General features: G+C 34.7%; 13 protein-coding genes and 1 riboswitch. Of the genes, 11 read left to right on the top strand and 2 right to left on the bottom strand.

Annotation, left to right across the window (positions count from 1 at the left end; all coding sequences use genetic code 11):
- The first annotated feature begins 359 nt into the window (after positions 1–359).
- From BUA73_RS05225 to BUA73_RS05190, 8 genes are all read left to right on the top strand, one after another.
- Positions 360–1,127, top strand: a complete 768-nt coding sequence (locus tag BUA73_RS05225; RefSeq protein WP_072903098.1) for a class I SAM-dependent methyltransferase — start codon at positions 360–362, stop codon at positions 1,125–1,127.
- 308 nt (positions 1,128–1,435) lie between these two features.
- A riboswitch (cyclic di-GMP riboswitch) is annotated at positions 1,436–1,522 on the top strand.
- Positions 1,523–1,608: 86 nt separating this feature from the next.
- A complete protein-coding gene (locus BUA73_RS05220; RefSeq protein WP_072903097.1) occupies positions 1,609–1,989 on the top strand; it encodes a hypothetical protein in 381 nt (126 codons plus the stop codon).
- Positions 1,970–2,614, top strand: a complete 645-nt coding sequence (gene lepB, locus BUA73_RS05215) for a signal peptidase I (protein WP_084672079.1) — start codon at positions 1,970–1,972, stop codon at positions 2,612–2,614. Before BUA73_RS05220 ends, lepB begins: the two co-directional genes overlap by 20 nt.
- Before the next feature lie 39 nt (positions 2,615–2,653).
- Positions 2,654–5,953 (top strand): Cna B-type domain-containing protein, encoded by a 3,300-nt coding sequence (locus BUA73_RS05210; RefSeq protein ID WP_072903096.1) that lies wholly within the window; start codon positions 2,654–2,656, stop codon positions 5,951–5,953.
- Between the two features lie 80 nt (positions 5,954–6,033).
- A complete protein-coding gene (locus tag BUA73_RS05205; protein WP_072903095.1) occupies positions 6,034–7,530 on the top strand; it encodes a SpaH/EbpB family LPXTG-anchored major pilin in 1,497 nt (498 codons plus the stop codon).
- A 107-nt stretch (positions 7,531–7,637) separates the two neighbouring features.
- Complete coding sequence (locus BUA73_RS05200; protein WP_178139227.1) at positions 7,638–8,498, top strand: class C sortase; 861 nt, start codon at positions 7,638–7,640, stop codon at positions 8,496–8,498.
- Positions 8,495–9,253: a hypothetical protein gene (locus BUA73_RS05195; protein WP_072903094.1), complete on the top strand. Its 759-nt coding sequence runs from the start codon at positions 8,495–8,497 to the stop codon at positions 9,251–9,253. The genes BUA73_RS05200 and BUA73_RS05195 overlap by 4 nt, the downstream gene beginning before the upstream one ends.
- Positions 9,250–9,834: a sortase gene (locus BUA73_RS05190; protein WP_072903093.1), complete on the top strand. Its 585-nt coding sequence runs from the start codon at positions 9,250–9,252 to the stop codon at positions 9,832–9,834. The genes BUA73_RS05195 and BUA73_RS05190 overlap by 4 nt, the downstream gene beginning before the upstream one ends.
- Positions 9,835–9,907: 73 nt before the next feature.
- On the opposite strand, the gene BUA73_RS05185 is transcribed toward BUA73_RS05190, so the two are convergent.
- Positions 9,908–11,296, bottom strand: a complete 1,389-nt coding sequence (locus BUA73_RS05185) for an MATE family efflux transporter (RefSeq protein ID WP_278319406.1) — start codon at positions 11,294–11,296, stop codon at positions 9,908–9,910.
- Positions 11,297–11,470: 174 nt separating this feature from the next.
- Between BUA73_RS05185 and BUA73_RS05180 the strand changes: the two genes are divergently transcribed.
- Positions 11,471–12,565: a mechanosensitive ion channel family protein gene (locus BUA73_RS05180; RefSeq protein ID WP_072903091.1), complete on the top strand. Its 1,095-nt coding sequence runs from the start codon at positions 11,471–11,473 to the stop codon at positions 12,563–12,565.
- Between the two features lie 28 nt (positions 12,566–12,593).
- Positions 12,594–13,304, top strand: a complete 711-nt coding sequence (locus BUA73_RS05175; protein ID WP_072903090.1) for a trimeric intracellular cation channel family protein — start codon at positions 12,594–12,596, stop codon at positions 13,302–13,304.
- A 70-nt stretch (positions 13,305–13,374) separates the two neighbouring features.
- Here BUA73_RS05175 and BUA73_RS05170 read toward each other — a convergent pair whose 3' ends face one another.
- On the bottom strand, positions 13,375–13,578 hold the full coding sequence (locus tag BUA73_RS05170) for a hypothetical protein (protein WP_072903089.1): 204 nt from the start codon (positions 13,576–13,578) through the stop codon (positions 13,375–13,377).
- Positions 13,579–13,797: 219 nt separating this feature from the next.
- Here BUA73_RS05170 and BUA73_RS05165 point away from each other — a divergent pair, with 219 nt between their 5' ends.
- Complete coding sequence (locus BUA73_RS05165; RefSeq protein WP_072903088.1) at positions 13,798–14,670, top strand: DegV family protein; 873 nt, start codon at positions 13,798–13,800, stop codon at positions 14,668–14,670.
- The last annotated feature ends 15 nt before the right edge of the window (positions 14,671–14,685 follow it).

Below are 14,685 nucleotides of genomic sequence, written 5' to 3'. Positions count from 1 at the left end.
GGAACGTTTTAAAATGATATGGTATCCTTTAAACCGTCCCAGTTGGTCGGGAGTTCGAATCTTCTCTGACGCACCATAAACTATTGAAATGACTAGCTTTTAAGAGATTAGAAGCTAGTCATTTTTATTGTTTTGCCCCTCTTTTTGCCCCTTATAGGGTTTAACACTACAGCCAATGTTATATCAACTTTACTTTTGTTACAGATAACATTTTCTCATTTTCTTCATAGCTAAGATAATCCTTAGTTTTTATTGTTACAACTATAGTACATTATAGGGCTACTTGTAGATATAGTGAAAAATACTTATAATAAATAATATTGCGATAAGAATGGTAAATTTAAAGGGGTGAATAAGGTATGGAAGCGAAACTTAGATTTAATGAGGATGAGAAGAATTATGATAGGTGGAGACCACATTATGTGACGGATTTGTTTAAGGACATAATAAGTTTCTCCAACATGGGCCCAAATTCCAATGCGCTTGAAATTGGAATAGGCACGGGGCAAGCAACGCAACCTTTTTTAGAAACAGGATGTCATGTAACAGCTATAGAACTTGGAGATAAATTGGCATCATATACTGAGAAAAAGTTTTTTCAGTATAAAAATTTTTCAATAGAAAATATGTCTTTTGAAAAATATAGTGGTAGTGAAAGCAGTGTGGATATAATATATAGTGCTACAGCTTTTCATTGGATCCCGGAGAAAATAGGGTATGAAAAAGTTTACAGACTTTTGAAGAAGGGCGGTACAGTAGCATTGTTTTGGAACCACCCATTTGTGGCTATGAAAGAAGAAAAGCTTTTTGATGCCATACAGTCAGTATATGATAAGTATAGACCATCATCTAGAAAACCAATATCAATTAATATAGAAGATTGTACAACTATACCTAAAGAACTAAAAAAATATGGATTTAAGGATATTAGCACAAAATTATATCATGGCATAAGAACTTTTGATGCAGAGAGTTATATATGCTTATTAAATACATACTCAGATCATAGAGCTATTAAGGAAGAAAAGAAAATACTTTTTGAAGGGGAACTGAAGGATACAATAAATAATTATGGTGGATACATAAATGTATATGACACTATAGATTTGTATCTTGCAAAAAAATAAATAAGTCTTGGGATAATGATATGATCCCTCTAAAGTAGACAATGTAAATACACAAAACTGCTTTGGAGGGATATTTTTAACGAATAAAACATATTAATAAACAAAACATATTGACAAATAAAGCATATTAAGCGATAATAATTATCATAAGTATTTTAAAAAAATTAATTTAGTAATAGTATTTACAAAAAATACTGTTGACAATTTCATTTTAGTAAACTATAATTTATGAGAATAGAAGTATTATTATGGTAGTTGTTGTAGTATTTTAACAATGAACCTACGTTTTATTTAGAAACGGATTAAAAACACGATAATGGCAAAACACATGAAAATGTGTGACGCAAAGCAATAGGGTCTAAACGCTAATACGCGCATGGCAGCCTGACACCGAAATTAATATTTACCGTATCTGGATATTATAAACTCAGATGCGGTTTTTTTATGGAAAAATGCGGAGTGTTATATTGGTGATATGTGTTTGCTACATTGTGATGTAATAAAGTTCGTGGATGGTGAAGTGATGGGCTTGTTTAAAAAAGATAGATTTCAAAATACAAAATTAAGAAAATTAAGCAAGATAGAACTTTTAGAAATTATGAAGAAACAAGAAGAAGAAAATGAAAAATTAAGGCAACAAATTCAGTTGTTGACAAATGAACTCCAAGAGCAAAAGATGAAGTTTTCTTCTGTTGGATCCTTGGCTGAAGCAGCTATAGGTATTAGTGGAATAATAGAGGCCGCTGAAAAGGCAGCAGATATATACGTTAATGGAGCAAAGAAAATGTATTATGAACAGCAAGAGGCATATGCTAGATATCAACAAAAGGTGTTGAATATAGATGATAAGAACAGGGAATAGAGATAGAAGTAGAGATAGAAGAAAAGACGCTAAAAATGATTTAAAGCAATATGGCTTTATGCCTTCTCTTGAAGAAATAAATATGGAATTGAAGAGAAGGACAGAAGCTTCGGATAGATATAAAATATACAAAAAGTTTCTGTCTAGCCTTATTGTAGTTGCTGCTTTTACTGTGTTAATCGCTACGTTGTGGTTGCCTGTTATGAAGGTTAATGGCACGAGTATGGAACCTCTTTTAATTGATGGAGATATCATTGTGGCGGTAAAGGATGTGAATTTAATTAAGCATGGAGATATTATTGCGTTTTATTATAATGATAAGGTACTGCTTAAACGTGTTTTGGGACTGCCTGGGGATACTGTGATGGTGGACAAATCAGGAAAGGTTTATGTGAACAATAAGTACATTGATGAGCCTTATATTTACGAAAAGTCACTGGGCATATGCAATGTAACCATGCCCGTGAAGGTACAAGAAAATAGTTTTTTTGTTTTAGGTGATAACAGAGCTGTTTCTATAGATAGTCGTTCCGCAGATGTTGGAAATATTCATTTTGAAAGAGTGGTCGGCAAAATAGTTTTAAGGGTATACCCTTTTCAGCGCATGGGATCTGTAACAAATTAGTTGAGAGTTATACTAAGTATGGTAAGGAGGTAGAGTGGAATGAGAAGTTCAAGAAATATGATTGCTCGTATGATGGCACAAAAAAATAGAGAAAAAAAGAATAGAAATCGCATTGTTGCAATATCAATAGTTATTGTATTTGCTATAATTTCACTCACCGTTACTCCTGCTATAACTTTAGTAGGCAATAGTGGTGAAAAATATCTGGATGATTTATCCTCTAAACCGGCGTTGCAAGCTATGGAAGGTCAAGTTGGTGAGGCTAATTATATAGAGCCATCTAGTTCTATTCAAGGGGTACAATCTTTTAATGGTCGCCCGTGGAATTATTCATCTGATCCTGGAAGTTCTAAAATTGAAGCTATGTTTACTGGTGTTGCTTCTGATGATGGAAAGGTATTGGCAGATAAGTCAGTTACGTATGGAAAGGATGATTATAATGCATTTAACAGTTATGAAAATGGAACTTTTGGTGTTTCCTTGTCAGCTTTAGCACAGCAGTACAATATTTTTAATGGTGAGAAGGTGGACATTCCAGCTGATGTTGTGTTTATCATGGATACATCTGGTAGTATGAAAGCTAATAAAGTTGGAGAAGTGACTCGTGCTGAAATTATGGTAAATTCAATAAATCCAGCCATTAGGCAAATCATGACTTTAAATCCCAACAATCGCATAGGAATTGTCAATTTTTCTGATGGGGCATCGAATTTTCTTGCTCTTGATAGGTACACAACGGGAGATGTAAATAATAAATACTTATGGTATACAGAATATGGAGAGATTGAAACTGTTGAAGGTGGGATTAAGGATTCAAAAGGACAAGTAATACAGAGATCCACTGTAAATCAAAGTGAACTTCGAAATTGGAGTGGAACGTATACACAGGCGGGTATTGCATATGCAAATAATATGCTTCAGCAAAATGCAAATACTACTTATACAGATAGCAATGGATACACAGTGAAACGCAAACCTGTAGTAATTTTATTGTCCGATGGAGAGCCTACATATTGTACAAGCAATTACAATGACGTTCTTAATGGACCTCATTATGGAAATGGGTATTCAGCTACTCCTTCCAATAATCAAGGTGTTCTAGGTTATTATACAATTCTGTCGGCCAATTATTATAAAGGTGAGATTGGGAGGCATTATGGAAGAGATTCGGGATTCTACACTATTGGTATGGGTATAAATGAAACAGGTGAGGGCAGTGCTACTTCAGGGTCTATAACTGGCGATGATTATAAGCGGACAGTGCTAGATCCAACGCCGGAAAACATTGTAAGTCTTATGAATAGTACAGCCTATTATAATGAATATACGGGCTTACAAATGTGTCATTTGCTTAATGACGAGTATGGATATTCAACTATTGTAGTAGATAATGCATATGTTGAGCCGTTAGGATGGACAAATAAAGATGTGCCCGTTATCTCAAATCCATACAAGGACACGGGTTATAATTATTCCGAAAGCTCTTATTTTGGAAACATGACAGAAGAACAATTAAATGAGGTGTTCAATAGCATTATTCAGGAAATTGTGGACAAGGTGGAATATGGCTTTGCCGTTATTCAGAATACATCAGTTAATATCACAGATCCCATAGGTCTTGGTATGGAGGTAAAGGGAGCACCTGTTTTAAGGTATAATGGTAAAAACTATGTTTACACATCCCAAGTTGAGGATAATTCTAGTGGTTCCTTAGTAAAAAAATATACTTATAAATATACTGCATCTGATGACAATACTAGTAGAACTACAAACTTAGAGCAAATTGATGTAAGGGTTACTACTGATTCTATTGGCAATCAAGTGGTATCAATGAGTGTACCTGATAATTGCATGCCAGTTTATGCTTTTGATAGATATAAAGGTGTTTATTGCGAAGATCTGCCAATACGACTTATTTACAAAGTGGGACTCACAAAACAAGCGATGTCCAATGCGAAAAATGGAGATTTGTTTTACACCAATCGATGGGATGGTCACACTGCAAAGGCAGAGCTATATCCTAGGATAAACAATCCATACTACCTGGATGGTGGTGGATACGTTAATAATTCAGTGAATAAAACGGAAAATGCCACAGAGACCATAGGAACAAGTAGTTCATCAATTAAAGAAAATAGTAAAATAGTAATTACACTTGGAAATAATGGAAGATTGGTTGCCGGTGAGGAAAAAGCTAATATAGCCATAGAAGTTATAAAGAGATGGCAAGATGTTAATGGTGTATATGTGTCAGATGTGTCGCTTATGCCAGGTGTCACAGTAACACTTTACAGAAAAACTGGAGTAGAGGGTGCTACGGCTCAATATGTAGAACAGTCAATTTTAAATAATTCAAATGGGTGGAAAACTATTTTTAATGAATTGCCTAGCAAAGATGAGCGTGGAGATCCATTTGTATATTACGTGGAAGAAAATCCTGTCGATGGATATACAACTATGGTAGGTAGTTCTGTTACTCTTGAAGATGGAACAATTACTGTAACAAATAGAGCTATTCCTGAAGAAGGAACTATTACTATAAGGAAAGTATGGCAAAATTATTTTGGAAATCCTATTCAAGATACAAGCTTGTTTCCACATATTAATGCAGAGTTATGGAGACATGTTAGTTATACAGATTTAGACCCTGTGTCACTTACAATTTCCTATGGAGGAGAAACAGAAGTTATAAAAGTTCCACCTGGCACAGATGTTACATTTTACGTTAGGGCATATTATTATGGCGATTGGGCAAATTTTTCACAAATATACAAAGACGGCAAGCCCACTGATGATGTGGAAACAGATACAAGTACAGATAGAGAACAAAGCAGCATACGTACTACTAGTTTACAAACTATTACTGTAAATAATGATATGACGGTCACATATTATTCCCTATCTCCTGATTATGGGAACAGTATATATGCAAATAGTCTAGAATTACTGAACTTAGAATATGTACAACCTGGAATTGGAGAAGTCACTGCAGCACCAGATGAATTGTATGAGAGTGTTGTTTTAAATCAGAATAACAACTGGCAGAAGTTTTGGAGTGATATACCCACTGAGGAAGTGAAGGACGCCAAGACCTATACTTACAAATACTATCTAAAGGAAATAAGTGTTGTGCCTGGATATGATACGACATATAGTGCCGAAAATAGTGTGGGAATAGAGGCAGGGACATTGGAGATCATAAATAAATCTAAAACTGCCATGGATGTACTTCCCAAAACAGGTGGAAAGGGTACAAGGAAATATTCAACCCTAGGCATATCATTAATTGTTTTTGCAACTTTCGTCTGTATTTATAGAAAAAAGAAGTGGTGGGGGTGATTTAAAATAAAAATTTTTTAAAATCCTTATATTAAAAATGCAATTAAAAAAAAATAAAGAATTTAAGGGGAGAAATAATCATGAAATCAATTAAGAAAATATTTGCGTTGCTTATGTCCGTTATTATGGTATTCAGCATGTTTTCTACGAGTATTTTGGCAGCAACGGATGGGAAAATAACAATTAGTAACACAAATTCAACAGTTTCTATGAATGGGCATAAGTATACAGCATACAAAATATTTGACGTAATTTACGACGCATCAAAGACAAACTATAGTTATTCTATAACTAATGAGTTTAAATCTTTCTTTAATAGTAAAGGGTACAATACAGATCAACAAGCTTACGATTATGTAGCTAACTTATCTGGTGATGAACAACTTCAAATTCTGGCAAAAGAATTATATGCAGCTAAAGGTGCAGCAGTTGGAAAGAGTGTAACAGCAACTTCTGCCAACCAAGCTATAATAGATGGTTTGGACCATGGATACTATCTTGTTTACGATGAAGGTAACAGTGGGGCTACTAGTGAGGGTGAAAAAACAGTTGCGGCAGCTATTTTGACTACGACTAATCCAGAAGTCACTGTAAATTTAAAAGCTGATGCTCCTACTATGGACAAAAAAATAACCGGTGTTTCCCATAGTGCATCTAATGAAGTTGGATCTTCCAATACAGAAGCTGTAGATGCTCAGATAGGTGAACATATACAATTTAAGCTTACTTCCAAGGTTCCAGATCTTACTGGATATTCATCTTACACATATACAATAAGTGATACTTTAAGCAAGGGTCTTACTTTTGATAATAATGTAAAAGTTATGATTGGTGCTAATGAGAGCACAACTCAATGCACTATCATTCCAAATGGACAAACTTTCACCGTGACAATTCCATATTCAATATTAAAAGCTAATAATAAAGGCGATGCAATTGTTGTAACTTATTCTGCTACACTAAATAAGGACGCTTTAGTATACCCAGATGGTACAAATACAAATACGGCCAGCTTAAAGTATAGCAATAATCCCAATGATGGTAGTAGTGTAGAAAACACTCCTTCAAAGGAAGTAAAGGTATACACTTTCCAGCTAGATATAACAAAGCAGAACAGTAGTGGCGGAGTGTTAGGAGGAGCGGAATTTACACTTAAAAATTCTGATGGAAGTTATATAGCTCTAGTAAAAGATGGGGTGTCTGGAAAATACATTGTAGATCCAAGCACTACGGGTACTGAAACAAATTCTCTAATAGTTTCCGATGGCAGTGGTAAGATTTTTGTAGTAGGGCTTAAAGCCGGCAATTATACTTTGACAGAAACTAGGGCACCAGAGGGATATAATCTTCTTAGTGAACCTATGGTTGTTACAATTGCAGCTACTTATAATGGAGAGCATACTGAACTTGTAAAGGTAGAAGGGAATACTCCAGTTGTAGTTAATAATACGGGATCACTACTTCCTACAACAGGTGGTATTGGTACCACAATTTTTGTTGTAGCTGGTATTGGTATTATGGCACTTGCAGTTGTTCTTATGATTATGAAAAAGAAAAAGCATGGAAAAGAATCATAGAAAAGAATTATAGAAAACAGTAGTTATCACGGAAGACATAGGGGGGATTAGATCCTCTCTATATCGGATGTGGTAGTAAGCTAGGATAGTACACAAGGAGGAAGCCTATGATAAAAAAACACATTTCAACAATAATATTGGTTTTTGTATTCCTCTTAGGTCTTGGTTTACTACTGTACCCGACGGTGAGTGATTTGTGGAATAAATATAGACAGTCCAAGGCTATTGCAGATTATGAAGATAAAGTTCACCATATAAGCAAAGAAGATTATTCAAAAATCCTTACTAAAGCACAGAGCTACAATCAAAGGGTTTCTTCTAATGAATTTCCTGCTACGGAAGAGGAGGTTATGGGTGGCAAGGAGTACAATGATATCCTTAACCTAAATGGAAGCGGCATGATGGGATATATTAAAATAGATAAGATTGATGTGCGATTGGCTATCTACCATGGGATTGGGGAACCGGTGCTACAGGCTGGAGTTGGTCACATGCCATGGACATCTCTGCCAGTAGGTGGTAACAGCACTCATGCTGTTTTGTCAGGACACAGGGGATTGCCATCAGCCAAACTGTTTTCAGATTTGGACAAGATGAAAATTGGAGACATATTTTATATTTATGTATTGGATCAGGTGCTTGCCTATGAAGTGGATCAGATTAAAACAGTGGAGCCTACAGATACAGAAGAGCTAAAAATTGTACAAGGTAAAGACTATATGACTTTGGTTACTTGCACACCCTATGGCATAAATACACATAGGCTTTTGATTCGAGGTACTAGAGTTCCCTATGAAAAAACCATAGCAGAAAAAACCAGTGCGGGAAGGGATGCTACCGTGATAGCTCCTGTTAATGTAGCTGCTGCTATTGCTATACCAATTATTATGGTTATTGTTCTAATATTTTTGATAAGAAAGAGGATGCATATTATGAGAGCTAGGAAAGGGGATGAAGACAATTTATGAAAAAAATAATTGGTGTTTTAGTATGTTGCTTTTTAATATTATTTTGTTTTTACCCATTCCATGCCTTTGCAACGGAGCTGGACTATGCTTCAAAGAAGATTGGCGACATATCAATTACAGTTAAGACTCCGGATACTAAAAAACCTGTTAGTGGTTTCAATGTATATATATACAAAATAGCTACAGTTGAAAATTCCCCTAATGGAATGAAGTACAAAATTACAGGAGATTTTAAAAATGCGGGATTAGATCCTGGCAGCGATAATGATCAGTGGCAAAGCATGGCCAAGGCTTTGACGGAGTATGCTGATATAAACAAGGTGGAACCCATAAAGCTTCTTACAAATGAGAGTGGAAAGGCTACACTGAAGTCTTGCAATTTGGGGGTGTATCTTGTAACCTTTGACAAGATAATGCCAAAGGAGTTACCTTATAGTGGAATCAACCCTTTTGTTTTATCTATTCCCTACACTAGTGAAGATGGTAGAACCCTTATATATAAAGTTGAAGCTTTTCCCAAAGTTGAGGTAACTATAGAGGAGCCTAACAACCCCTATGACCCCAATGATGACATTGATAAGGATAAAGATAAGGATGATTTTCCAACAGATGATAACCCTGATCCAGACCATACTCCAGACCCTAAATTACCTCAAACGGGTATTTTAAAGTGGCCCATTCCGGTTTTAGCTGTTTCCGGTGTTTTGATATTTTCCCTTGGATGGGCAGATGTGTTTTTAAGGAGAAAAAAATGAAGCATAATAAAAGAGGAATATGCCTTATGATTTTGGGCAGTATGCTTTTACTTGGTGCCATTGCGTTGTTTTTGTACAATGGTTGGCAGGATAAGCAAGCTGAGAAAATATCTAAAACCACTGTTAATATGTTAAACAATGAAATACGCAAAAATATAGATTCAACTGATAAAGTGGTGATTCCAAAAGCCATGGGCACCATTTCAGTTGGAAATAAAGCTTACATAGGTACTATTAGTATCCCAAGCTTAAATATAGAATTACCGGTGCTAGAAAAGTGGAGTTATGAAAATCTAAAATTGAGTCCCTGTGTATATAAGGGAAACATATATGATAATTCCATGATTGTTATTGCACATAATTATGAAAGCCATTTCGGAAATATAGGCAATTTAAACCCTGGAGATGCAGTATACTTTACGGATACAAAGGGCCACACACATAGTTTTGTCGTTGCGGACATTGTGAATATGGATGGCAAGGCAGTGGAGCAGATGGAAAAGGGAAGCTGGGATTTGACTTTATTTACTTGTACCTATGGAGGAAAGCAGCGAGTTACTGTTAGGTGTATTAGAGAATAAGATTCAATTAAAAAACTGCGTTATAGAAGGGATTATCTATATAACGCAGTTTATTTTGTTTATAAATTATTTATTACAAAGTATTTTCAATGCCAAATCGTCTTTTTCTGTAAATCATAAAATAGAAAAGTGTAACCATTATAATTCCTTTTACAACACTGCTCATGCTTATTACCCACCATACACCGTTAAGGCCTAACATGTCTGGCTTGGACAGTAACATTGAAAACGGAATACGGGCACCTGTCAAAACTATGGAAATAATTGATGGCAAAAGGGTTTTGCCAAGCCCATTGAAGGTACCGGCAGTGGTTATTTCTATACACATAAATAGCTGAGAAAGTCCTAAAATTCTAAGATAATCTACTCCCATAGGTATTATATCTTTTTCTTGAATAAATAAAGAGAATATTGGTTCGGCACCTAGTATTAAAAGGGATGATGCAAATAATCCAAGGACTAGGGCCACTGATATAGCCACTTTGTATCCCTTTTCAATTCTATCAGGTTTTTTTGCACCAAAATTTTGGGCTACAAATGTTCTTATGGCAGTTGCAAAGCCATCTGCAGTCATCCAAGAAATAGATTCAATCTGGGAGCCAATTTGCTGCACAGCAAGGGCTGAGTCTCCAAAACCAGTGATTATTCTACCAATTACCATGGCAAAGAATGAAAACAAGCCATTTTGAAGTGCAACAGGCCATCCAAGGCTACATATTTTTTTTATTATGGCACCGTTGAAGCGCTCTTTGAAGTTTACTTTAAAAAGTTCCATACCTGATTGTTTAATGTTATAAATAAAAAGGATGGTGACAACGATTTGAGCCAATACAGTAGCTATAGCAGCTCCAGCAACTCCAAGCTTGAATACAAATATGAAAACTGGGTCAAATACAATGTTGAATATTAAGCCCATGGTATTAATCTTAAAGGGTAAACTACTATTTCCTTGTGCTGTATATAATCCAGTAAGCATGGGATTGATAAAATTAAATATCAAACCAAGAGCTACAATTACCAAATATGTTTTAGACATTGAGACTACAGAGGCATCGTTGAGTTTAAAGAAGCCTATAAGCAAATTCTGACAGGAGATTAGAAATATGCTATACAACAATGCGAGAAGTAAGTTGAATTTTATGCCGTTTACAACATAATGTTTAGCTCCGTCCATGTCGTTGGCGCCGATGTGTTGAGCTATAGATACTTCAGAACCTATTTTGCTGATGATGACAAAGGACTGACCAAACCATGTAAAGAAGGAGGCTGTACCAATAGCTGTTACAGCGAGACTTCCTAGTCTTCCAATCCATATCATATCTGTGAAGTTATACGCCATTTGGATAAAGGATGTACCCATTATCGGCAATGCCAAGGAAACGAGAGATTTTAGAATGTTTCCAGAAGTAAGAGAACGTGTTTTCATTAAGAGGCCTCCTTTTTTAAGTTTTAAATAATATATTTTGTTTTAACAAGCTTGTACTTAATTGAATTGTACACGGCTCGTAATCAGATGAATATAATTATACATTATAATAATAGTTTAAGTAAGTGCTAGACAATTAAAGTTTTAATATATTTATTATTGTATGTTATAATAAACTAAAGAAAATCATCGATAAGGAGGACAAAATGTATGGGTATGAACATGATAGGAATGAGCTTTTTCTCGTCGGTTTGGAGAGGGACTATTGACTTTTTCATTGGGAGAGACTATCTTAACATAAAAAAGATGTTATATGCTGCTAGCATAATACTACTTTGCTTTTTGTTTAAAAGAATACTGATAAAATATGTTTTTAAACTTATAAGGGCTATATTTAACAAGATGTTTCCAAAGTCTTCTATAGATTTGTTTACAGCCTTTGAAAAACCCCTTAGCGTAATTATAATTTCAACGGGTTTCTATGCAGCTATTTGGCTATTTATCCATAGTATATTTTTAACAAAGGTATATAGAAGTATATTGATAATAGGTATTTTTAAGGGATTCTATAATCTAAGTGATGAAATTATCATGGTTCCCCAAAACATGAAGCAAAAGTTTGGGTTTGAGGTGGACAATATTTTATTCCCCTTTATAAGCAAGTGTGTAAAGGTTGTAATTGCAGCTTTTGCAATAACTATTTTTCTATCTGAATGGAATATAGATGTGCAAATGCTTATCACAGGTTTAGGGATTGGAGGACTTGCCCTTTCTTTAGCTGCCAAGGATGCGGCTTCCAATGTGATTGCTGGAGTTATTTTAATAATAGATAAACCTTTCAGCATAGGTGATTGGGTTGAAGTAGAAGGCACTGAGGGAACTGTGGAGGAGTTGTCTTTTAGAAGTACGAAGATAAGAACCTTTACTCAAGAATTAGTGGTGGTTCCAAATTCAACTGTGGCAAATTCCGCCATTGCAAATTACACAAAAAGAGGTAAGAGAAAGTCCAATTTCATTGTAGGCATAAATTATGAAACAAGCAGAGAAAAAATTGAACTTTGCGTGGAGAGAATTGAAAAAATGGTTAAAGGGCACGATAACGTGTTAGAAGAGGATGTTATTATTTCTTTGGATTCTTTAAATAAATCCTCCATAGATTTGAACATAACATATTTCACCGATATATTGAGTTTAAAACCGTTTTTAAAATTGAAAGAGGAGATTTACTTGAATATAATGGATATTTTGAAAGAGGAGAATGTAAACATACCTTATCCGACTACAACTATTAATATAAATAAATAATGTAATCCATTGAAAAAGAGGAAATGTTATGTTGATTGTAGATGTTTTTGAGATTGTTGGAACTATAGCTTTTGCAATATCAGGAGCTTTAGTAGGGATACAAAAAAAACTGGATTTATTTGGTGTGGCACTACTAGGCATAACCACTGCCGTTGGTGGAGGGATTTTTAGGGATCTTATCCTTGGAAACACGCCGCCCATTGCATTTACTAGCCCTACCAGTAGTATTATAAGTCTTATATCCTCCTTGCTAATATTTTTCTTTTATCCATTAAGCGTTAGAAAAATTGCAAGAGGTCAAAAAAATAAAAAAGTTAGAAAAGAGGACGGTCTTAAGTACTTAACTCAAGAACAAAAGTCAAAAATAATTGCAAAGCAAATGCAACTGAACAACCTTAAGCAATTGATTTTTATATGTGATGCTATAGGTTTGGCAACGTTCACCGCTGGAGGGGCACATCAGGCTTACTATTCCAATCCCAACAATGTGTTTTTAATAGTTTTTATGGGTTTAATAACAGGAGTTGGTGGAGGTATTGTCAGGGATGTGCTTGTACAACAAACCCCCCTTATATTAAGGCGTGAAATATATGCTGTTGCATCTATTTTAGGTGGAGTAGCCTTTTACCTTTGTATTAAGTTCTTTAATTATAATGTGGCTTTTGCCATATGTTTTCTTATAACTTTTACTATGAGAGTTATATCTATAAAATATAATCTTAATTTACCTAGATATTGATGTAAAAAGCTATGGCAAGAAACTCTCAAACAATGTGAGATTCAATGCCATAGCTTTTTCAGGTGTAAAATTAGTTTGCAATGTTGCCAATTGGTTTTAGCATAGAGGCCATTCCGTTGTCCTGAGCTTCCATTAAGATCTTGTTGTAAAGATCCTGTAGTGATTTTCTGTCTATTACAAGCTCTGGTTCGCAACACTCTTCACATCTTTTGTGGTTATCTAAAACAGAATCCAATAATAATAATACCTCTGTATCCGACAAGTTAATATTCATTTCCCTCACCCCTTTAAAATAATAAATATGTAATTTTATATGCATATATATTATTCTATACACAAAAAAAAAATCCTTCTATTATAGGAAAATTTTATTTAAAAAATTAACATTTCTTTAGAAAAGAATCTAATCTTTTTAAAATTAATATATTCATTTGTGAACTGTGGTATAATAAGTTAGTGAAAGTTATATAAATTGAAAATGGAGAAAGATATCATGGCAGTAAAAGTAATCACAGATAGTACTAGTTATATAAATGAAGATATAAGAAAAAAATTGGAGATAGAACGGATATGTTTGAATGTATCCTTTGAGGATGAAACTTTTAAAGAGACGGAGATATCCAACGAAGAGTTTTATAAGAAAATGGAACAAAAGGGCATACCAGCGTCATCTCAGCCAGCTACAGCTGAAATAGAAGATAAATTAAGGGCTATTGTAAGTGAAGGACATAGCGCTCTTTTTGTTGTGATTTCTTCAAAAATGAGTGGCACCTTCGACAGTGTTAGTGTAATTAAAAATAGGGTTTTGGAAGACTATCCTGAAGCGGAAATTGATGTTGTGGATTCTACATCAAACTGCATGCAGCTTGGCTTTGCTGCTATAGTTGCTGCAAGAGCTGCCAAGGAGGGAAAATCTCTTCAAGAAGTTAAACAGTGTGCAGAGGAAAACATAAATAGAAGCAGATTTTTGTTTATACCAGACAATTTAACATATCTTAAAAAAGGCGGAAGGATAGGGGGCGCCAGTGCCCTTATTGGAAACTTTCTAAAGCTGATACCCATACTAACCGTAGAAAATGGGATAACTACTGTAGTTACAAAGATCAGAACAAAGAAAAAAGCCATTGAAACCTTAATTGAAAGAGTGATAAGCGACATTTCACAGTTTGGATTAGGTGAAATTTCAGTACATCATATTGATTGTATAGACGAAGCTAAAGAGGTAGTTTCCATGCTTGAGGAAAAACTAAGGGAACTTAATCTAAAAGTAGACATTTCAATATGCGATATTGGTCCTGTTATTGGACTACATGTGGGTCCTGGAGCTATGGGAATTGTTTACTACACTAAGAGAAATCTTAGATAATAGATTTTGCATAAA

The sequence above is a fragment of the Hathewaya proteolytica DSM 3090 genome, from assembly GCF_900142225.1.
GTDB classification, from domain to species: Bacteria; Bacillota; Clostridia; order Clostridiales; family Clostridiaceae; genus Hathewaya; species Hathewaya proteolytica.
This window is presented reverse-complemented; position numbering and strand designations above follow the sequence as displayed.

Bases quoted from the DNA above. Each gene is read 5' to 3' on its own strand.
- BUA73_RS05225 (WP_072903098.1), top strand. From the start codon at position 360: ATGGAAGCGAAACTTAGATTTAATGAGGATGAGAAGAATTATGATAGG.
- lepB (WP_084672079.1), top strand. From the start codon at position 1,970: ATGATAAGAACAGGGAATAGAGATAGAAGTAGAGATAGAAGAAAAGAC.
- BUA73_RS05210 (WP_072903096.1), top strand. From the start codon at position 2,654: ATGAGAAGTTCAAGAAATATGATTGCTCGTATGATGGCACAAAAAAAT.
- BUA73_RS05205 (WP_072903095.1), top strand. From the start codon at position 6,034: ATGAAATCAATTAAGAAAATATTTGCGTTGCTTATGTCCGTTATTATG.
- BUA73_RS05200 (WP_178139227.1), top strand. From the start codon at position 7,638: ATGATAAAAAAACACATTTCAACAATAATATTGGTTTTTGTATTCCTC.
- BUA73_RS05195 (WP_072903094.1), top strand. From the start codon at position 8,495: ATGAAAAAAATAATTGGTGTTTTAGTATGTTGCTTTTTAATATTATTT.
- BUA73_RS05190 (WP_072903093.1), top strand. From the start codon at position 9,250: ATGAAGCATAATAAAAGAGGAATATGCCTTATGATTTTGGGCAGTATG.
- BUA73_RS05180 (WP_072903091.1), top strand. From the start codon at position 11,471: ATGGGTATGAACATGATAGGAATGAGCTTTTTCTCGTCGGTTTGGAGA.
- BUA73_RS05175 (WP_072903090.1), top strand. From the start codon at position 12,594: ATGTTGATTGTAGATGTTTTTGAGATTGTTGGAACTATAGCTTTTGCA.
- BUA73_RS05170 (WP_072903089.1), bottom strand. From the start codon at position 13,578: ATGAATATTAACTTGTCGGATACAGAGGTATTATTATTATTGGATTCT.
- BUA73_RS05165 (WP_072903088.1), top strand. From the start codon at position 13,798: ATGGCAGTAAAAGTAATCACAGATAGTACTAGTTATATAAATGAAGAT.